This is a genomic window from Parafrankia soli, assembly GCF_001854695.1.
Taxonomy (GTDB): Bacteria; Actinomycetota; Actinomycetes; order Frankiales; family Frankiaceae; genus Parafrankia; species Parafrankia soli.
In genome coordinates this window covers 1-19973 of record NZ_MAXA01000261.1, presented here as the reverse complement: position 1 = coordinate 19973, position 19973 = coordinate 1, and the positions used below count along the sequence as shown (strand labels likewise).

18 protein-coding genes are annotated in these 19973 nt (G+C 69.3%); 9 read left to right on the top strand and 9 right to left on the bottom strand.

Annotated features, from left to right (window positions below; genetic code table 11):
• The first annotated feature begins 6 nt into the window (after positions 1–6).
• From BBK14_RS30850 to BBK14_RS30830, 5 genes are all read left to right on the top strand, one after another.
• On the top strand, positions 7–966 hold the full coding sequence (locus tag BBK14_RS30850) for an ABC transporter permease (RefSeq protein ID WP_071066685.1): 960 nt from the start codon (positions 7–9) through the stop codon (positions 964–966).
• Positions 963–1967, top strand: a complete 1005-nt coding sequence (locus tag BBK14_RS30845; RefSeq protein ID WP_071066684.1) for an ABC transporter permease — start codon at positions 963–965, stop codon at positions 1965–1967. The genes BBK14_RS30850 and BBK14_RS30845 overlap by 4 nt, the downstream gene beginning before the upstream one ends.
• Positions 1964–3757 (top strand): ATP-binding cassette domain-containing protein, encoded by a 1794-nt coding sequence (locus BBK14_RS30840; protein ID WP_071066683.1) that lies wholly within the window; start codon positions 1964–1966, stop codon positions 3755–3757. The genes BBK14_RS30845 and BBK14_RS30840 overlap by 4 nt, the downstream gene beginning before the upstream one ends.
• A gap of 199 nt (positions 3758–3956) precedes the next feature.
• Positions 3957–4568 (top strand): hypothetical protein, encoded by a 612-nt coding sequence (locus BBK14_RS30835; RefSeq protein ID WP_241831988.1) that lies wholly within the window; start codon positions 3957–3959, stop codon positions 4566–4568.
• A 143-nt stretch (positions 4569–4711) separates the two neighbouring features.
• Positions 4712–5164, top strand: coding sequence for an MmyB family transcriptional regulator (locus BBK14_RS30830; RefSeq protein WP_338045527.1), 453 nt, complete (start codon positions 4712–4714; stop codon positions 5162–5164).
• Positions 5165–5201: 37 nt separating this feature from the next.
• Here the strand turns inward: BBK14_RS30830 and BBK14_RS43070 are convergent, their stop codons facing one another.
• Positions 5202–5834: a zinc-binding dehydrogenase gene (locus tag BBK14_RS43070; protein ID WP_241831987.1), complete on the bottom strand. Its 633-nt coding sequence runs from the start codon at positions 5832–5834 to the stop codon at positions 5202–5204.
• Between the two features lie 8 nt (positions 5835–5842).
• Positions 5843–6238 carry an alcohol dehydrogenase catalytic domain-containing protein gene (locus BBK14_RS43065; RefSeq protein ID WP_241831986.1) on the bottom strand — a complete coding sequence of 132 codons (396 nt, stop codon included), beginning with the start codon at positions 6236–6238 and terminating at the stop codon, positions 5843–5845.
• 350 nt (positions 6239–6588) lie between these two features.
• On the opposite strand from BBK14_RS43065, the gene BBK14_RS30820 reads away from it, so the two are divergent.
• Positions 6589–7143 (top strand): hypothetical protein, encoded by a 555-nt coding sequence (locus BBK14_RS30820; RefSeq protein WP_071066682.1) that lies wholly within the window; start codon positions 6589–6591, stop codon positions 7141–7143.
• Positions 7144–7207: 64 nt separating this feature from the next.
• On the opposite strand, the gene BBK14_RS30815 is transcribed toward BBK14_RS30820, so the two are convergent.
• The 4 genes from BBK14_RS30815 to BBK14_RS30800 all read right to left on the bottom strand — a co-directional run bounded on the left by BBK14_RS30815 (position 7208) and on the right by BBK14_RS30800 (position 12664).
• Positions 7208–8551, bottom strand: coding sequence for an aldehyde dehydrogenase family protein (locus BBK14_RS30815; RefSeq protein WP_071066681.1), 1344 nt, complete (start codon positions 8549–8551; stop codon positions 7208–7210).
• Positions 8551–9486: an AMP-binding protein gene (locus tag BBK14_RS30810; protein WP_071066680.1), complete on the bottom strand. Its 936-nt coding sequence runs from the start codon at positions 9484–9486 to the stop codon at positions 8551–8553. Before BBK14_RS30810 ends, BBK14_RS30815 begins: the two co-directional genes overlap by 1 nt.
• Positions 9487–9566: 80 nt before the next feature.
• Entirely contained in the window at positions 9567–12035 is a 2469-nt protein-coding gene (locus BBK14_RS30805) for a GGDEF domain-containing protein (RefSeq protein ID WP_071066693.1), read from the bottom strand.
• A gap of 155 nt (positions 12036–12190) precedes the next feature.
• The gene (locus BBK14_RS30800; RefSeq protein WP_241831985.1) at positions 12191–12664 is read right to left on the bottom strand and encodes a hypothetical protein; all 474 of its coding nucleotides are present in this window, start codon (positions 12662–12664) and stop codon (positions 12191–12193) included.
• 408 nt (positions 12665–13072) lie between these two features.
• Here BBK14_RS30800 and BBK14_RS30795 point away from each other — a divergent pair, with 408 nt between their 5' ends.
• From BBK14_RS30795 to BBK14_RS30785, 3 genes are all read left to right on the top strand, one after another.
• Positions 13073–14284, top strand: coding sequence for a helix-turn-helix domain-containing protein (locus tag BBK14_RS30795; protein ID WP_071066678.1), 1212 nt, complete (start codon positions 13073–13075; stop codon positions 14282–14284).
• A gap of 126 nt (positions 14285–14410) precedes the next feature.
• Positions 14411–14857: a glycine-rich domain-containing protein gene (locus BBK14_RS30790; protein WP_071066677.1), complete on the top strand. Its 447-nt coding sequence runs from the start codon at positions 14411–14413 to the stop codon at positions 14855–14857.
• 4 nt (positions 14858–14861) lie between these two features.
• On the top strand, positions 14862–15749 hold the full coding sequence (locus BBK14_RS30785) for a phosphotransferase (RefSeq protein ID WP_071066676.1): 888 nt from the start codon (positions 14862–14864) through the stop codon (positions 15747–15749).
• A 2718-nt stretch (positions 15750–18467) separates the two neighbouring features.
• Here BBK14_RS30785 and BBK14_RS37915 read toward each other — a convergent pair.
• The 3 genes from BBK14_RS37915 to BBK14_RS30765 form a co-directional block, all read right to left on the bottom strand.
• Positions 18468–19061, bottom strand: coding sequence for a sacsin N-terminal ATP-binding-like domain-containing protein (locus BBK14_RS37915; protein WP_131802469.1), 594 nt, complete (start codon positions 19059–19061; stop codon positions 18468–18470).
• Positions 19058–19690: a hypothetical protein gene (locus tag BBK14_RS30770; RefSeq protein WP_131802468.1), complete on the bottom strand. Its 633-nt coding sequence runs from the start codon at positions 19688–19690 to the stop codon at positions 19058–19060. Before BBK14_RS30770 ends, BBK14_RS37915 begins: the two co-directional genes overlap by 4 nt.
• 33 nt (positions 19691–19723) lie before the next feature.
• The coding region (locus BBK14_RS30765) for a transposase (protein ID WP_198541483.1) at positions 19724–19973 on the bottom strand (250 nt) is incomplete at its 5' end.

Sequence of the window (19973 nt, the reverse complement as noted above, 5' to 3'; positions counted from 1 at the left end):
ACCCTGATGACTCGGTACATCCTCGGTCGGTTCGCCCAGGCGCTCGTCGTGCTCTGGGCGGCCTACACCGTGACCTTCGCGGTCCTCTACCTGCTGCCGAGCGATCCGGTCGCCCTGCAACTGGGAGCGGCGGGGATCGAGACCGACAAGCTCACCCCTGAGCAGCTCAACACCGCGATGGCCCAGTACGGGCTGGACCGTCCGGTCCTGAATCAGTACTTCTCCCACCTGTGGGGCTTCCTGCACGGAGACTTCGGTGACTCGATCTCCAAGCAGCAGCCGGTCGCCGACCTCATCGGCGACCGGCTGGGCCCCACGGTCGCGCTGAGCATCACCGCGGCCACGCTCTCGCTCGTGGCCGGGATGGCGCTGGCCTACCTGGCCTCGTACATGCGGTGGCGGCCGGCCCGGCTGTTCCTGACCCGGCTGCCCTCGTTCGGGGCCTCGTTCCCCCAGTTCTTCATCGCGCTGCTGCTGATCCAGCTGTTGTCGTTCAACCTCGGCTGGCTGCCGGCCACCGGGGTGAAGGGCTGGAAGTCGCTGGTGATGCCGTCCATCACGATCTCGCTGCTGACGGCCTCGATGCTCGCGCAGGTGCTGATGCGCAGCTTCGACGACACGCTCCGCCAGCCCTACATCGTGACGGCGCGCGCCAAGGGCCTCTCCCGGGCGGCGGTGCAGTGGCGGCACGGCTTCCGCAACGCGCTCCTGCCCGCCCTGACCATCCTCGGCGTCCTGGTCGGCCTGACCGTCACCAGCGCGATCGTCGTCGAGACGGTGTTCTCCCGTAACGGCCTCGGCAAGCTCGCCCAGGAAGCGGTGCTGGCGCAGGACGTCCCGGTGGTCCTCGCGATCGTCTCGCTGGCGGCCGCCGTCTTCGTCTTCGTCAACCTCGTGGTCGATCTGCTCTATCCGTTGCTGGACCCCCGCATCGTGCAGGGCCGGCGGAAGGTGGCCTCATCGTGACCGTCTCGGTAGCCCACATCGCCAGTCCGGCCACCGGAACCGACCCGGCCGCCACCGGAGCGGGCCCGGTCACCAGCGGAGCGGAGCCGGCCGCCACCGGAGCGGAGCCGGTCACCAGCGGCGCCGGCAGCGCCGCCGGCGAGGCGCTGCTCGACGAGTCCCAGCCCGGCGGACGGCGAGCCAACCTCATCGCGTCCCTGCGCACCCTCGGATCCCGGCCGGGCTTCGTCGTCGCGGTGCTGTTCATCGCCTTCGTGATGGTGACGGCGTTCGCGCCCGGCCTGTTCACCTCGCACGACCCCTACGCGACCGCACCGGCCGACCGGTTGGTCAGCCCGAGCGGCGGCCACCTCTTCGGCACCGACGAGCTCGGCCGCGACCTGTGGTCCCGCATGCTGCACGGCTCGGCACTGACGATCAAGGCCACCCTGATCGCGCTCGGGATCGCGATCGTGGCCGGACTCGCGCTCGGCGTGATCTCCGGCTTCTTCGGCGGTCTCGTCGACGCGGTGCTCATGCGGGGCGTGGACGTGCTGCTGGCCATCCCGAGCCTGCTGATGGCGCTGTCCATCGTCACGGCCCTGGGCTTCGGCACGGTGCCCGTCGCCGTCGCCGTCGGCGTCGGCATCGTGCCGGGATTCGCCCGGACCACCCGCGCCGAGGTGCTGCGGGTGAAGACCCTGCCCTACGTCGAGGCGGCGCGTGGCGGTGGGGCGTCCTGGCTGCGGGTGCTGCTGCGCCACGTGCTGCCGAACTCGTGGGGCCCGGTCGCCGTGCTCGCCGTGCTGGACACGGGCATCGCGATCATCGCGATCGCGTCGCTGAGCTTCCTGGGCTTCGGCGCGGCGCCGCCGACCGCCGAGTGGGGCACCCTCATCTCCGCCGGCCGCAACTACCTCGTCACCGCTCCGTGGGTCTCGCTGCTCCCCGGGCTGTTCGTCGCCATGACGGTGCTGAGCCTCAACCACATCTCGAAGACCCTCCAGGAGCTCGAGCGATGACGGCCGGAACGAGCCAACTGACGAGCCCGCCGACAAGCCCGCTGGTCAGCCCACTGGTGACGATCCGGGATCTCCACGTCGGCTACGTCCGCCGCCGCCGGACGGCGCCCGCCGTGCGCGGCGTGGACCTGTCGATCGGGTCCGGGGAGATCGTCGCCCTCGTCGGCGAGTCGGGCTCGGGCAAGTCCACGATCGCGAACACGATCATCGGCCTGCTGCCCGACAACGCCCGCGTCACTGCCGGCAGCGTCCTCCTCCACACCGGCCCGGACCCTGAGGATGCCGACGGCCCGGCACTCGATGACCGTCTGGACCTCGACGGGCACGGACGGCGGACGGTCGAGATCGTCGGGGCCCGGGAGAAGGTCCTGCGCGGGCTGCGGGGCCGGGTCGTCGGGCTGGTGCCGCAGGACCCGATGGTCGGACTCAACCCCACCCGCCGCATCGGCGGGCAGGTCGCCGAGGCGATCCGGCTGCGCGGGGTGAGCGGCGACGATCTCGACGCCGAGGTGCTCGAGTTCCTCGCGCAGGCCGGCGTCGACAACCCGCAGCTGCGCGCCCGTCAGTACCCGCACGAACTGTCCGGTGGCCTGCGCCAGCGCGTGCTCATCGGGATCGCCCTGGCCGGCCGGCCCCGCCTGATCATCGCCGACGAGCCGACCAGCGCCCTCGACGTGACCGTGCAGCGCAGGATCCTCGACCACCTCGAAGGGCTCGTCCGCGAGTCCGGGATCTCGCTGCTGATCATCACGCACGACCTCGCCGTCGCGGCCGACCGCGGTGACCGCGTGGTCGTCCTGCAGGACGGGGAGATCGTCGAGCAGGGCCCACCGGGCGACATCCTGGTGAGCCCGGCGCAGGACTACACCCGGCGACTCATCGCGGCCGCGCCCGGTCTGGCCCACGGCGGCCAGATCGTGCCCCGCTTCCAGCTTCCACCCGAGCAGGTGGCCACCCCGGACCCGGTGATCCGGCTGGAGAACGTCTCCAAACGCTACCCGCTGCCGGGCCGGCAGGCCGGCTCGTTCCTCGCCCTGGACGGGGTGTCGGTCGAGGTGGCCCGTGGGCGCACGCACGCGCTCGTCGGCGAGTCCGGCTCCGGCAAGACCACGATGCTGCGCATCGCGTTCGGCTTCGAGCAGGCGACCGACGGACGGGTCAGCCTCGACGGCGTCGACATCACCGGCCTGGGCTGGAAGCAGACCCGGCTGCTGCGCCGCAAGGTCCAGCTCGTCCACCAGAACCCGTACGCCTCGCTCGACCCGCGCTTCACCGTCGGGCAGAGCATCACCGAGCCGCTGGTGTCGTTCCGGATCGGCGACCGGCGCACCCGCACGGCCCGCGCGCTGGAGCTGCTCGACCAGGTGGCGCTGCCCGGCTCCTACCTCGACCGGCTGCCGGCGGAGCTGTCCGGCGGCCAGCGCCAGCGCGTCGCCATCGCCCGCGCGCTCGCCCTCTCCCCCGAGCTGGTGCTGCTCGACGAGCCCGTCTCGGCGCTCGACGTCTCCGTGCAGGAACAGATCCTCGAGCTGCTGACCGACCTGCAGGAGCGCCTCGGCCTCAGCTACCTGTTCGTCTCGCACGATCTGGCCGTCGTCGCGCGGATCTCGCACACGGTGTCGGTACTCAACCGCGGCCGGCAGGTCGAGTCCGGCTCCGTCGCCGCGGTGTTCGGCTCGCCGAGCAGCGAGTACACCCGGGAGCTGATCGACGCCGTCCCGGGCCAGCGCGGCGCCACCCGCCAGGCCGGCTCCCGGGACGACGATGTGCGGGAGGTCGCACGGACCTGAGCGACGCACGCTCGGTTGCCGGCCCGCAAGCCCGTATCCCAGGATCCCCACTGCCATCCGGACATTCTGGCGCGCCACTTCAGCCGGAGTACGCGTATTTTCACGAGCGGCGTCGGGGATGACGTCTCGGATGAATTGCGGGCCGGATGGTGAGCCGGCAAGACCGTGTACTGATCATACGGTCTTGAAACGGGGATCAATGCGGATCAGAAAGCTGCTCCTACGGAGCGCGGTGGCCTGTGCCGGGGTCGGGCTGGCACTGCTGGTCACCGCGTGCGGCGGGGGCGGCACGGACGACGACTCGGCCACGGCAGGCGCGTCCAGTGCCAGCGAGGTGCCGCACACCTGGGCGACCGACGTCCCGGACAACCTGACCGGGGGTTCGGCGACACCGGCCCCGGCGGTCACGGTCGCGGCCGCCGCGCCCACCGCGTCGACCTCCGCCGATCCGCGTACCGGCGTCATTCCCGCGGATTTCCCGTTCCCCCCGGGGGCGACGGTGACCGTGTCCGACAGCAAGCCGACCGACGCGACCCTCAACCTCGCCGGCGTCACCCCGGCCGCGACCCTCGCCTTTTACCGGCAGGCGCTGCCGGGCGCCGGTTACAAGTTCTTCCAGGAGGGCGGTTCCGAACCCAGTGCACCAGCGCGGTGGAGGGTGGCGGCGTCGACAGCCGCCGCAGCGACCGGGTGGCGTGCGCCTGACGCGGCCGTGACGGCGCTCGGCCGGTCCCAGCCGACCCGGCGACCCGGGTACCGGCAGGGCCTCCCTGACCCGCGGCGCCCCGCCTACCGTGGGCGGGGTGGATAACCGGGCGCAGATCCGCGAGTTCCTGGCCTCGCGGCGGGCGAGGCTCACGCCGGGGCAGGCGGGCCTGCCGAGCTACGGCGGGCACCGGCGCGTGCCGGGCCTGCGCCGGGCCGCGAACGCCGCGCCAGGCGCTCTACTCGGAGATGCTGGCCGATCCGGTGCGCCCCGCGAACAGCGCCCGGTTCGCCTTCCTCAACCCGCGCGCGAGGGAGTTCTTCACCGACTGGGAACGCGCGGCCAACGACATCGTGGCGATCCTGCGGGCCGAGGCCGGCCGCTCCCCCTACGACCGGGCGCTCAGTGACCTGATCGGCGAGCTCTCGACCCGCAGCGAGACGTTCCGCACCCGGTGGGCGGCGCACGACGTGCGTTTCCACCGCACCGGCGCGAAGCGGTTGTGCCATCCCGTGGTCGGCGACCTGGACCTGGCCTTCGAGGCCATGGAGTTCCCCGGCGACCCGGGACTCACCATGATCATCTACAGTGCCGAGCCCGGGTCGCCGACGAGCGACTCGCTCCGGCTGCTCGCGAGCTGGGCGGCCACCGTCGACGAGACCGGCCACGCCGAAGCCGGCCACACCACCGGCGAGGCCTGAACCCCCCGGTGGCGTGGCGGCCGGCCCCGGGCGGCCGCTACGGGCGGACGAGGACCTTGAGGGCCTTGCGGTCGTCCATCGCGCGGTAGCCGGCGGGGACGTCCTCGAGGAAGACGGTGCGGTCGAAGACCTTGCCGGGCTCGACCTCCCCGTCGAGGACGGCGGGCAGCAGCGTCTCGATGTAGGCCCGGACGGGCGCGGGGCCCCCGGTGAGGGTGATGTTGTGCCTGAAGAAGTCGGGGAAGCCGATCGACGCCTCGGCGTACTGGGGCATACCCACCCGGCTGATCACACCACCCGCCCGGACCACACCGAGGGCCTGGTCGTAGGCGGCCCGGTAGCCGACGGCCTCGAGTACCGCGTGGCTGCCGTCGCCGCCGGTGAGCTCCCGCACCCGGGCGACGCTCTCCTCGCCGCGCTCGGCGACGACGTCCGTCGCGCCGAACTCGAGGCCGAGGTCGGTGCGGGCCTTGTGCCGCCCCATCAGGATGATCTGCTCCGCGCCGAGCCGCCGGGCCGAGAGCACCGCCATCAGCCCGACCGCGCCGTCACCGATGACGGTGACCGTGGTGCGCGGGTTCACGCCGGCCCGGACGGCGGCGTGGTAGCCGGTTCCGAACACGTCCGAGAGGGTCAGCAGGGACGGCAGGAGGGCTGAATCCTCGGGCACCGGGACCTTCACCAGGGTGCCGTCGGCCTGCGGGACGCGATCGCCTCGGCCTGGCCGCCGCCGACGCCGCCGGCCGCGAAGAACCCGCCGGTGCGGCACGAGATGTGCAGGCCCTCGCGGCAGAACTCGCAGGTGCCGTCCGACCAGGCGAACGGGGCGATGACGAGGTCGCCGGCGCGCAGCGTCGACACCTCGTCGCCGATCTCCTCGACGACGCCGATGAACTCGTGGCCCATCGGGACGCCCGCCGGGGTTGCCACCAGGCTGTGATATGGATGCAGGTCGCTGCCGCAGATACACGCCAGCACGACGCGCACCAGCGTGTCGGTCGGCTGCTCCAGCGCCGGGTCGCCGACGTCGGCGATCCGCACGTCGCCGGCGCCATACATGTATGTCGCTCGCATGGGTCTCTTCCGAGGTGCTTGTCGAGGGGGTGGCCGCCCCGGCGGGGCTGGCCCGTGGCCCGCCCTCGAGGGGCGGGCGCACCGCGCCGCGCGCCTGCGCGCCGCGCGCTTCCAGCGAACAGGCTGGCGCGTGCGGGTGGGAGTCCCTGCCCGACCAGGCACTGGCAGAACCCCCCATGCCGGCTCTACCCGGCGGCGGCCAACGGTATTCCGCGACGCCGCCTATCGGTTTGGCCGACATGCGAACAGTACGATCCATACTCCATTTGCCACCCTTCTTCGACCCCACTAGGCTGGTGTCCGGAAACACCCGGACGATGGGCGTCCGAACACGAAGAGGGGTCTTTCTGATGGCACGCGAGGTAATATCGCTCATCAACGTCTGGTGTGACAACATCGGGCGCCACGGCACGGAGAGGATCGCTGCGACCAGGACCGCGGTGCTCGCCTACGACGGCAGGCTGGTGCGGCTCGACGTGTGCGATGAATGCCGCGACGAAATAGCGTCCGTGCTCGGCGAGTACGCGGAGTACGGCGAGACGGTGACCATCTCCCGAACGGCCAAGATAGACACGGCGTGGACGGACGTGGAGAAGAACGACGCTATTGCGCCACCGGCGCCGGAGAGCGCTCCGAAACGCCCGGTGCCGTCCCGCTCCCGGCCACGCCGCCCGCACCAGACGGCGTCCGCGACCGACGTCCGCGCGTGGCTGAGGGAACACGCCGAAGACCACGGGCTGACCCTGCCCGAGCGGGGCTCGCGCCTGACCGCCGAGCTCAACGCCGCCTACGACCGGGGCCACGGCTGGGCCGACACGGACGGTACCTGGCGCCCGGTCGCCGACGCGCCCACTGACGCGCCCGACGAGGTGCCGGCGACGGCCCGGGAGACGGTCCCCGGGTGACCCCGCCGGCCAGGCCGACCAGACCGGCTCCGGCGACCCCGCCGGCCCCGCGGGCGACCCCGGCTCAGTCACGGATCATGCCCTTCGTCCGCATGAGGAACTCGCCGAGATAGCGGTCATGCGGGATGCCCGGCCGGATCCAGTAGGTCGGGTGGTCGCCGATGTAGACGTTGCTGATCGTCGGCTCCGCGACCAGCTCGTCCAGGAGCGCGTCGTCCGCGGTGATCGCGGTGAGGACGAGGGAGCCCCGCACCGGCCCGACGCCGTCCTCGCGGGACCACGGCGCCACCCACACGCAGGGGAAAGGCAGCTCGATGCCTGCCTGGGGCGCATCCGACCGGTCCAGCTGGAGCACCGCCGGGCGCAGGGCGGCGCTGCCGTCGCCCAGCAGCATCCGCGCGTCGCCGGCGTGGTCGAGCAGGTAGCGCTCGACGGCGTGGGCGGCCGCGGCGCCCCGCACCGGCAGGACGGCCTTCTCGTCCTCCGGCGGCAGCGTCGGAATGGCCGCCAGCCGCTCGGCGAGGGCCGCGGCGACCGGCGCCGGGTCGCCGGCGCCGAACACGGCGGTGGTGTTGACGCAGGCGGCCCCGCCCTCGTGGCTGACGGAGTCGACGACGACGTCCAGGTGGGAGCGCCAGTCCGGGTCGTCGAGCAGGATCTTGGTCCGGCCCGGGCCCTGCGTGAGCACCCGTGGGTCCCGGCCGTACCTGGCGACGACGTCGTCCCCGCCGTAGGCCATCGCCAGCTCCGCACCGTCGATGATCTCGTCGGCGACCCGGTGGTCGGTGGGCAGCAGCAGCACCGAGTCGTCGGGGAAGCCGGCCTCGCGCAGGGCGAGGATCAGCCGGTGCGGGGTGAACGGCTCGCGCCGCGACGGCCGGACGGCCACCCGGTAGCCGAGCGCGAGCGCCTCCAGCCACAGCGAGTGCACCGCGGGATGGTTGCCCGCCGCGTGCACCGCGAAGACGTTCCCGCGCCGGGTCCACAGCGCCCGCCCCTGCCTGGTCAGCGGGTCGTGCCAGTCGTCGACGGCCGCGGCCGGCCGGGCGGCGTCGGCCGAGGCGTACGCCTCCTGGGCGGCGAGCGCGACCGCGTCGGTCGCGGCCCGCACGACGGAGATCGGCAGGCCGCACACCCTGGTGACCGTGTGCTCGTACTCGTCGCGGGACATCCCGTCGATGATCCCGGTGGCGAAGATCTGGCCGGCGTGGGCGAGCGCGGCGGCGCGGCGGTCGGCGGGCAGCGTGTCGGCCCGGTGCAGGGCGGCCATCCCGCGCCGCACGAACAGGCTCGGTACCAGGCTCAGCTCGGCGACGGGCCGCCCGGTGACGTCGGGGATCGTCTCCCGGTTGCGGGCCCGGTACGGACCGGCGGGGCCGAGCGCGTCGAGATCGATCAGGTCGGCCATCAGTAGACCCCCTCGATGAGCGGCTCGTCGTCGAAGACCGCCACCGGGCCGACGTCGGCGACCGAGTCCCCCATCTGCCCGGGCGGCGGTTCGATCCGGGTCGCCAGGTCGCGTTCGAGGTTGTTGGGCAGCAGGGCGTTCCTGCTGATGTGGTGCATGATCACCTGGCCGCGCTCGCCGTACCCGACCGGACGGCGGGTCTGCGGGTCGACAACCTCGAACGAGATGTACGGCGAGTACGGGTCGAAGACACACGGGTCGTCGGCGGTCAGGCCGAGCCGCTCGTGCGCCGCGCCGAGCACCATCGTGCTGCCGTACACGCCGTAGATCTGGATCTCGGGGAAGACCTCGTCCCGGAGGATCGACCGGGTGTCGGCGTCCATGTGCGCGCCACCCCAGGTGATCACCCGCACGTGTTCGTTGACGAGTTTCACGAGGTCGTCGCGGCGCGCGAGCCGTTCCAGCAGCGGCGGCGTCGTCACGAGCACCCCGATGTCCTGGGTTTCGAGGATGCGCCCGGCCTGGTCGATCACGTGCTCGGCGTAGCGTTCGGCCTCCTCGGGACGGCCGTCCGCGAGCACCTTGCGGACCCAGCGCGGATCGAGGTCGACGGTGAAACGGGCCGAGCCGCGCTGCCGTGCCTGCCGGCCGACGAACTCGCCGAACACGTGCGGGCCGCTCGGCGCCACGGACAGCCAGCCGACGCCGTTGGGGACAACGTTGGGGAAGCGCGCGAGATCGGCGAACGTGCGCACGTCGCGGCGCGGGTCGAAATCGAAGGTCTCCGCCGTCCGCAGCCAGAACGGCGATCCCGTCTCCGGCGAGAAATGCCAGCGCATGGCCGCCTGGATGAGCGCGTCCGGCTCCGGCTCGGCCCCGAAGGGGGCGTCCAGCACAGGATCGGGCTCCAGCACAGGATCGGAACGATGCGACATTCTGTCCTCCTCCAGCACGCTTGATGCGATTTCCCGGGCCGATCACCGGCCGGGCGGCGGGCCGCGACGAGCGCTGGCCGTCACGGCGATCGGCACCGGTCGGCGTGACGGCGGTCGACATGCCGGGGATCGGCATGCCGGGGATCGGCGTGATCGGCTGCGTCGGCGTGCGGGAGCGGGCTTGGCAGGAGGGCACGACCGCAGGGATCACCGAAGGCCAGCCGGCAGCCGCGTTCCCGCAGGCGGGCCGCGGTGGCCGGGCCGTCCACCCCGTCGGCGACCACGGTGATGCCGAGACCGATCAGGGTCGCGAGGCCGGTGCGGGCGAGGGCCGCGGCCGGATCATCGCGGCCGGGAGCCGTCCAGGTCGCGGTGAGGTCGGAATGGACGGTGATGATGTCCACCGGGATACTGCCGAGAATGCCGATGGCGGCGTCGATCAGGGTGTCCGGTGCCCCGATCTCGGCGAGCCCGATCCGGACCCCGCTGGCGCGGACGCGGCTGACCACGTCACCGAAGTCGGCCGGGCCGGCGGCGCGCGGGGTGGGGCGGATCTGGAGAACGAGGCCGGCGGGCGGCAGGTCCGCCGCCCGCAGCGCGGCGGCGACGTCGTCGACGAGGGTCGGCTGGCCGGCCCGGCGGGCGGAGATCGTGACGTGCACGGGCAGCGGACGGCCCGACCCGTCCGCACGGCAGGCGGCGCGCAGCAGGATCCGGTCCAGGGCCGGCACCAGGCCGAGGGCATCGTCGGCGGGGAGCGGCCGGGTGGCGCCGAGGTCGGGGTGTATCCAGGCGAGGCGCGCCTCGTGGGCTACCGGGGTGGCGGTGGTGAGGTCGATGATGGGCCGGTAGATCACAGCGAGCCGGCCGTCGGCGGGCTCACCGCGGGCCGCGGCGTCGAGCGCGGCCCGCAGCGCGGAGCCCGAGCGCGGCACGGCGAGATCGGGGGTGTAGACCGTCTGCCGCCCGTCCCCCTGGGCTTTCGCCGCGTACATGGCCAGGTCGGCGCGGTGCAGCAGGGCGTCCGCGGTGACGGGCCCGGTGGCCGGGTCGACGACGACGAGGCCGGTGCTGGCCGCGACAGTGAACGTGGTGTCGGCGAGCCGGATCGGCGCCCGCACCGCGGCGGCGAGCCGCCGCCCGACCGATCCGGGGTCCTCGGCGTCGGCGTCCAGCAGGATCGCGAACTCGTCCCCGCCGAGCCGGGCGACCGTGTCCGCCGGCCGCACGCACCCGGCCAGCCGACGGGCGGTCACCCTCAGCAGGTCGTCGCCGGCGGCGTGCCCGAACTCGTCGTTGACCCGCTTGAATCCGTCCAGGTCGCAGAACAGCACCGCGAGACGTCCGGCGCCCAGGTCACGCCGGCGCAGCGCCGAGTCGAGCCGTTCGGTGAACAGGGCGCGGTTCGCGAGCCCGGTGAGCGGGTCGTGGAACGCCTGGTAGCGCAGCTGGTGCTGCTTCTCCTCCACCTGGCCGAGCAGGCGGATGTTGTCGCTCATCGTGGTCATCTGCCGGAGCAGCGCGATCAGCAGCAGGGCGAGCAGCGCCCAGATCTCCTCCTGCTGGGCGAGGTCCTCCCTGGAGAGCCCGAGCAGCGTCGCGACGCCGGCCGCGGCCAGCGGCAGGTACGGCAGCATGGCGTGCCACCGCCGGCGCCGCGAGGGGACGAACGTGTCACCGCTCCCGTCCACGGCGGCGCGCCCCGGCCGGGACGTCTCCGGCGCCAGCGCCGCCAGCCCGACCAGCAGCGGCCCGGCGATCAGCAGCAGGTCCAGCAGCCGCGGGACGTCCGTCCCACCACGGACGACCACCGCCATGTAACTGGCGATCGAGGCGGTGACGGTGAGCAGCCCCATGATCAGCAGGCTCAGGCCACCGCCGGAGCGCGGCTGGCGGAACACCGCGACCAGGATCACCACCACGGCGATGATCAGGGTGTTGGCGGACAGGACGATCGAGTAGATGGGCCCGTCACCCAGCGGCCCCCACGCCGCGATCGCGTCCTCGAGGATGGCGATCCAGGCCAGCAGCGTCACCGCGCCGGCCACGATCAGACCGTCCATGATCGTGATCACGTACCAGCGGCGGTCGCGGCCCCGCCCCGGCGGCCGCAGCGACAGGTCGAACGGGTCGGTCGGGTAGCACAGCACTCCGGCCAGCCCGAACGCCTGCGGGATCAGGTAGGCGAGCGAGGACGCGTCCTGCCGCGGGACCGGTGGCCCGCGGCTGGCCATGGCCGGGAACATCTCCGCCGCGCCGGCGCCGATGCCCAGCACCATCCCCGCGACCAGCAGCCGCCACGCGCGTTCCGCGCCGCGCCGGCGCAGGCCCGTCACCACGCAGGTCCCGCCGCCCAGCAGCAGACAGAAAATCATGATCAGGCGGACGGTGAGAAGTGCCGGCCGGGCCGGCAGGGCGACCGCGACGACCGCCGATCCGACGACCAGCAGCGCGCTGATCACCACCGCCGGCCAGAAGTAGCCGCTGCCGGCCGCCTGGCGCGGCGCCGCACGCGGCTGCTCGGCTCGCGGCGCGGACGCCTCTGACATCACGCTCACCGCCTCCAGGCCGCGCGACCAGCGCCGTCGCCGGGCCGCGACCCATACCCCCTTCTCCTGCCCCGAGCCGGGCGAGGATACCCGGATTGCTACGGAAGGTGACAGGAGGCGGACGCCGCCGCGCGGGCGGGCCGTTCGCGGCCGAATCAGACCAGCGCGGGGAACCGGACCTCCCACACGTCGATCATCGACGTGAACTCATGGTCGCGCAGCCGCACCCGGTAGCCGGAGAACGTGACCCCGTCCGGGATCATGTCGTCGGTCGGGTACGACCCCGTCATCACGATCCGAGGAATCTCGCCCGCGGCGAGGCGCTCCCGTCGCAGCCGGGCGCCCACGGCCCACGCCACCCGGGTTTCCCTCAGGGCAGTGAACCGGCGGTGCAGCATCACCAGGCCGACCGTGGCCAGCTGTGCAACGCCGATGCTCGCCCCGACCATCACGTCCGTGTCCACGGGCATCAGGTCGCACAGCAGCATGTCCTGACGGTCACTGCCTGGACGCCGCGGTTCCGGGAGCAGGCCGACGATCAGACTGTCACGTGGCTCCGGCCACAGGTCCGGCAGCTCCCCGGCGTCGAACTCCCAGCTCGACCTATCCGCCGTCACTGGCGCCGTCACCGCTCCCACCCCCACTCGCCGTCGTCCTCCTCATCCGACCCGTCACGGTTACCTTCTCGACCGCCCACCGAACCTCCCCGGTTCCGTCGGAACGCTGAACTCCCCGCACCGCGCCCCGGCCACGAACGCCAGCACCCGACGAGCGGGAACACCGGCGCTGAAACCAGCGGCACGGGCCCCGCGGTGTCTGCACGGCGCTCGCAGCCGAGACAGCGTGACCGCAGGTCACAGGGCGTCTCACGTCATGACCAGCAGGCTAGGGGCGATCTGTAGTCAAACGTTCACACCTGCGAACTGATCGGATCGGGCCGGTCGATGACCTTCACCGTTGTGAACCCAGGCCGTCCCGATCGGCCGAGATACCCTGGACGTACTTGCTCGCGCTCCGTCAGGTCGGGAGGCGCCGCCATGAACGACAGCCAAGACCCGCCGACGATCGGTGCACGAATCCGATCCAACCGGCGCTATCGCGGAATGAGCCTGGAGACGCTGGCCGGACTCACCGGCCTTTCCAAAGGCTTCCTGTCGATGGTGGAGAACGGACAGCGCCGGATGGACCGCCGGTCGCACCTTGAAACCGTCGCCACCGCTCTCCAAGTGTCGATCACAGACCTCACCGGTCAGCCGTACGCGCCGACGAACCCCGCCCAAGCCCAGTCCCTGGCCGCGATCCCCGCTATCCGAATCGCCATCCTGGGTACCTCTTTCCAGGAACAGCCCGAACGACCAGCGCGGCCCATGGCCGAACTCCGCACGGCTGTCGACGAGATCGGGATCGCCTGCCAGGCGTCGGAACACGCCAGCTACGCGCCCCGTCTCGCGGACCTGATCGAGGAGCTACACGTCCACGCCGCCGACCCCCGGGGCTCCGACACCCAGGCGGCCATCGCGGCCCTTGTCCCGACCTACCGTGCGGTGTTCGTCCTGGCCAAGGACCTCGGCTATGTCGACCTGGCGTGGATCGCCGCGGAGCGATGCGTCCAGGGAACACAGCTTCTCGACAGCCCGGAGTGGACCGCGCTCGGTGAGTTCTGCCGCGCCAACGGTCTGCTCACCGCAGGCGCCCGTGACCGCGCACTCCGGGTAGCTGGGCACGCGGCGAACACCGCCGCCGCCAGCCTGAGCCACCCCGACGTCATGCCCGTCTACGGGATCCTCCACCTGACCTCGGCACTCGCCGCCGCCCCCGGCAGCGACCCCCGCGACATCGACGCCCATATCACCGAAGCCGCCAATATCGCCCAGCACACCGGGGAGACCAGCGCATTCCGCCTCCACTTCGGCCCGACCAACGTCGCGGTCTGGCGGGTAAGTATCGCCGTTGAGCGAGGTGACGGTGGCAAAGCCGCGGAACTGGCACGCGGAGTAGACCCGACGATCCTGCCGTCACGCCGACGCCGCGCGCACTTCTACGCCGACCTCGGCCGCGGACTCTCCCAGACCCGCGGCAAGGACCGTGAAGCCCTGGCCATGCTCCGGGAAGCCGAAAAACTTGCTCCCGAGCAGGTCAGAACCAACCCCCTCGTCCGGGAAGCAGTCGCCGTCATGCTGCAACGAGCCCGCAGCACCGCCGGTGGCCGTGACCTACGCGGACTCGCCTACCGCATGGGTGTCACCTGACAAGCAAAAATGAGTTCCGTTCACACCCGTGAACAACAACCGCGCATGGTCCCTCACCGTAATGGGACGCAGAAAGCGCCGCAGATGGAGCGGTGCACCGTTCCGAACAACGGTAGGGAGCGTTCCATGACCGCCACGTCCACAACCCACCGCCCCAGAACCGCCATTCCCGAGGAGACATTCCACCGCCTCAGCACCCGACTCGCCGCCGAGAACCCCGACTTCACCGACCTCTACATCGGCCGCATCATCGACCAGACGCTCGCCTTCCTCGACGCCTGCGCCCGCACCCCCGACACCCCCCTGACGCCGTCCAAGCCCGTCGACCTCGGATGGCACACCTTCCTCCTGCACACCGTCGACTACACCGACTTCTGCCAGCGCGCCGCCGGACGCTTCCTCCACCACGTGCCGACCAGCCCCGACGACGAGACCTCCGCCGACCCGAACGCGACGGTCACCGCGATGCGCGCGCTCGGCCTGCCCGTCGACAATGACCTGTGGGCCACCGCCCTCACCGGCGACTGCACCCAGTGCCACGCCGGCTGCTTCGACAGCCCGAAGGCCAGCTAAGAAGTTGGAAAGACTCCACTGGGCGCAGCTCCCCACCGGCCCGCGGCGCGCTGTCGAAGAACGCTTCGGCCCCGTCACCACAGCCCACTCCGCCCCACCCGGGCTGACCCTCGGCGTCGCCGCGAAGCTCGTCACGGCCACCGGACCGCTGTTCCTCAAGGCCATCCCGACCGACGACCCCACTGCGCGCCTCTACGCACGCGAACACGCCGTCGGCCATCGGATGCCCCCGCAGACACCGGCCCCGCGCCTCCTGTGGAGTCACGACCTCGACGGGTGGACCCTCCTCGCGTTCGAGTTCGTCAACGGGCGGTCGGCGGACCTCTCACCAGGCTCCGCCGACATCCCGCCGATTCTCGACACACTCACACGACTCCCCACTGAACTGACACCGTCACCCTGGCCACAGGCACCCAGCATCACCACCAAACTGACCATCCTCCACCGCAAAGCACGCCTGTTCCTCGCCAACCGCCCCCAGGACGTCCCGTCACACCGCCAGTACGCGCACCTGATCCACACCTTCGACCCCGCCGACGCCACCGGTAGGACCCTGGCGCACGCCGACCTCCACGCCGGCAACCTGCTCATCGCCGACCACCGAGCGTTCGTCATCGACTGGGCGCTGGCATCCCACGCAGCCCCCTGGGTCGACGCCGCGCTACTCGCCCCCCGGTTCATCGTGGCCGGACATACAGCCCACACCACCCACCAGCTCCTCGAAAGCCTGCCCGCCTGGCAACACGCACCCTGGGAGACAATCTTCGGGCTCGCCGCCACGCTGGCACTCTTCCGGGAGTACGAAGCGCGCTACGGCCCACCACGGCTCCGCACCAGACGCAAGCAGGTCGCCGACGCCGGACACACCTGGCTCCGCACCCACGCCAGCTGAGCCGACCTAAGATCAAGACCAGGCAGGTCATCGCGAGGTCTGTAGGTCACCTAACGTCACCTGCCCGGCCTGCCATATGGCGGCGCCTGCTGGCCGATGGCACCCCCTGCCGCCAGCCGCAACCTGACCCTAACCAGAAAGTCGAAGACAAATCCGACCAGTYACACCTCGTCGTCCTCGATCATTTTATCGTCGGTTATAGAGAGAGATGCCTGCAGGTCGATGGCATGCTTGCCAACGAAACGGATCTTAGTTGTCTCCTCTGCGAGCACAACGTCGACAGTGACACTCCCCTCAGAGCCGACGTCCTGACTCAGAAGAGCATCCCGCAGATCTTGTAGCGAGGTGCTGCGGGCATGTCGATATTTGGCGGCACAGATTGGGCACAGAGCGAGACGATTCTCACGAAGGTCACGCCTGCTATCTTTGACAAACTGGACGGCCTCGAAGTAGTAGCGCCCGTTAATCTTGAAAGGCATCGGCAGCATACACACCTGGCAGACCATGATTTCGTCTTCATTCGTGTAGAAGTGCGTCAGGTAGCTGYGGGCCTCGCTGTAGTGACCGGGAATCTGCACATAGACGGACCGCACCCGCTTATCATACTCACGCACCGGCGCATCCGCCGCCAATTCGCCCGCCCGCTTTGCGYGCTGCTCAGGAACTGCGGTCGACGCGTCAGGTAGCCGCAGCTCGGCCTCCATGCTCTTGATGAAGACCTTGAATTTCTCCGGGTCCCGCTTACGCAGATCCGCGATCTGCTGCATCTCCTCCGGGGATTCGAAGCCATACTTCATGGCCAATTCCGTGTCCTGCTTGTGCCGCTCTGTGTCGACAGCCGCCTTCCGTCCAAACCCTGCTCGTTCCAGGAGCGGCGCATTCGCCGGAACTCGCAGGTCCACTGCCAGCTCATCCGCGGTGATGTCCGCCGGAAGTCGAAGATTCCCGTCACGGTCCAGAATCCAGGCAGCGGTGAGGAGTTTCTGCAGCAGCCGTGACTGCATCACCCGCGTGCGACTGGAACGATTCGTCCGGTAGACTGCGTCGGCATATTTTTCCGGAGTGGAAACGACAAGTCGCCAGAGTCCGCGCAGGAGAGTCTCGTTGCCAGTCGATATGATCTGGTCGAAGTGGGGAACAACCCAGTCGACAGAGACCTTGTTGTAGTTCTCCCGTCCGATCCATTCTGAACGGAACTGGGGGTTCGCTCTCGCGTCAGCCTCGACGAGGCGAAGACCATCCAGAACGCCTAGTTCCTGCACAAGGCCTATCACATCAGTTGTGGCATCAATGTACCCGGGGTCAAGCCGCCCCGGCGGGATCCCCGGATATTTGTCGGCCGCGTAAAGTGAGGCGAGCCCTGTCGACGAGATGGGCTCATCCAGATAGGAACTGCTCGGGCTCTCCCAGTACCGGCTCCCGTCTTTTCGGACGGCCACCAATATGGGTCGGCCTGCGTACGTGGYTGGCGTCACGACCTTCTTGCTAATCAAGTGTGCCAACGCCTTTAGATCGGCAAGGTGCTGCCTAGTAACCGCGGCTGGCTTTGTTCCGTAGGTTTGAAACCTTGCCTCCAGCTGTGCGGTGGTATCCCAGTACTTAACCTTCGCATGCCGGTAGAAGCTGCGAAGATCGTCCCGATCACCAAGATCTTCGACGCCCTCGAACACGGCAAGCGAGTCGACCACTAATCCGTCAGCATGGATACCTAGCGTCGTAGGGAGATGCGCCTTTACTCCGAGAACATGGCGAACACCTTCGCCGCTCTGAACGCGGATCATCGGTACTGCGCACAGCCCGTCAAGGAACTCCCGGCCGTCTAGATCAGACCTATGGTTGTGCATCCTGGCCCTGGGAACCAGGGATTCGAGCATTACGTAAAATCCACGCAGCCACTCGTCCTCCTTGTCGGAGATCCAGTCATCCCAGGCCGCCAAGAGCGCACCGTATTCACCATCGGCGTCGTCCCCATGCGCGGAAACCTCCTCATAGGAATCCRCCACGCGTTCGAGAATCCTAGAGAGTTCGGAACGACCAAAATTTTCGGCGCGCAGAGAGTCGAGAAATGCCCGCGCTCGTCCCTCGCGTGTGGGAAGCCAGCCGGCCGCGACCGCATGGTTACCATCGCCACAGAGTGAGCGAAGGAAATTTGCGTCATCGATTGAAAGCACGGACCGCATGGACCTCAACAGGATGGTCGCCGGCGCGTGCCCGCCGCCGATCTTGGGGGCAAGTGGCTCACTGTTGAAGGCCGCGACTATTCGGTTCCGCAGGATGGCGTATAGCGCTGGAAGTTCATCACGGTCGTTCGGAAGCGCGCCGAGGAGACCATCGGTAATTAGTCCCGTGTCGCGCATGATCGGCAGCGCTTCGGCGACGAGCCTGGCGATCCCCTCGACAAGCACATTGTTCCCAGGGTCGTCTCGAACGCTGTCCCTAGCCACAGTCGAGGCGAATGGTGCGTGTATGTGAAATTTCAGCCCCGAAGTTTCTTTCACAGCGGGGAAGTAGATAAATACCTGACCGTTGATCGGCTTGACCGTGTAGCCGCTGTTCCCCCTCTGCTTCGAGACATAGGGTTCGAGCGCGAACGCCGCCGCGATAGGGTAGACCCCGCCGTCCACCGCAACGTCGCCGGTGATGCGATACCAGTACGATGGCCCCATACTTTTATAAGTGTCATTAATCCAAACGACGCTCCCTTCTAGGATTCTCTTTTTAAGAAGACGTTTCCCTCCCCCCGGAATCATGCATACAATTGACTGAATGTTGTTGAGGAAAAGAAGCGTCTTCTGTGAGATTTCCTGAAGTGTAACAGCAACCTCTCTGGCCGCGCGCGGCCGGCTTGTCAAAACGATCAAAAGGAAACCAGAAAGTCGTCCATGCGTCGCGAGCGCCGACCTTGACGGAGACCGGAACAAAAAGATCGTGAATAGCGAAGGCATGCTCACCAGAATAGATCACAGGCGTCTGCGTGTACGCAAAGACGGCTTTGAATCCGACGCCGAACTTACCGATCTTTGTAGCGTCGTCTGATTTGGTGGACTGCCCGATGCCAGTAATCGAGTCGATATCCTGGAGGTCGAACAGCCGCGTACCGTCATGTTTGACCTCCAGACCGTCAGCTCTAAGGTCAAAAACCACCTCGTGGGCGCCGGCATCCTCGGCGTTCTGCAGGAGCTCGTAAATGAAGTGTGCGTTGTCCGGATAGAGGTCCGCGAGGAGTTTTCGCAACCCCTCTTCAAACCCGTTTTCCCGCGCGGCCTCGACGTATGCGTGTCTGCGAGATGAGAGTGCTTCGAAGGTCGTCATGGAGCCACCACTTCAAGCATAGCGGTTGCCAGATGTCTGGTCACGAGTTCTGCTCCGCCAACCGCCTTCTGGTGCTGTGCGATGAGCCTGTCGTATTTCTCTCTGGCGGAGGCCATCTGACTCTGACGCATTTTCATAATTTTTGCATCGATCACCTTGCTAGCGTTCTCTTCAAGAGTGCGGAGCTGCCGGTCCCGCTGCGCATGGAGGGAAGCCACCCGCTGTGCGGCGGCTGTATGGGCGCGGGATACGTGTCTGTCACGCGCGGAACACCACTCCATGTGGTGGCGCTGCTCCAACAGTTCGACGTCCTTTGACTCGATGGTCGCTTCGTGGTCACCGTCGAGCGCCATCGCGAGGAGGCTGTCGGCAACAGCCTCCACATCCTGATCGGTACTGATGTAACGGAGAGTCAGCGTGTCACGTGTGTCAAAGCGCGTCCAGCCGTAGATCGCGATTGGATACCGCCCGGGAGGGACGAGATCCGATCGGACCCGGAATGAAGCTGTCGACACGCCTGATAGCCCCACGTGCTGTGCCGCGACGAGGACGAGGGGATGAGTTGCCCCGAGTAGTTCGATGTTGTCCGCGTCCGCAGCCAGTTCGGCGTCGGTGGTGAGCCGCAGCACGACGGGCCTGCGGCGCAATGCGGGTCTTCGAAGTTAAGCGGGGTTGAGACATCCGCGGGCTCGGCGGGTGGTTGCGCAGCGTGTCCGTAGCCGCTGGTTGGTTGGGKTGCGGTATCCGAAGGCGTTGCGGGCGTCGAGCTTGACGATCCGGTTGTGGCCCTCGCTGCCTGCGTTGGTGAGCCCGGTGCGCAGGAATGCCTCGATGCACGGCCACCAGGTGCTGACTGTGGAGGCGAGGCGTTCGAGTTCGGGGATGCCGGCGTCGGCGCACCAGAGGTAGAAC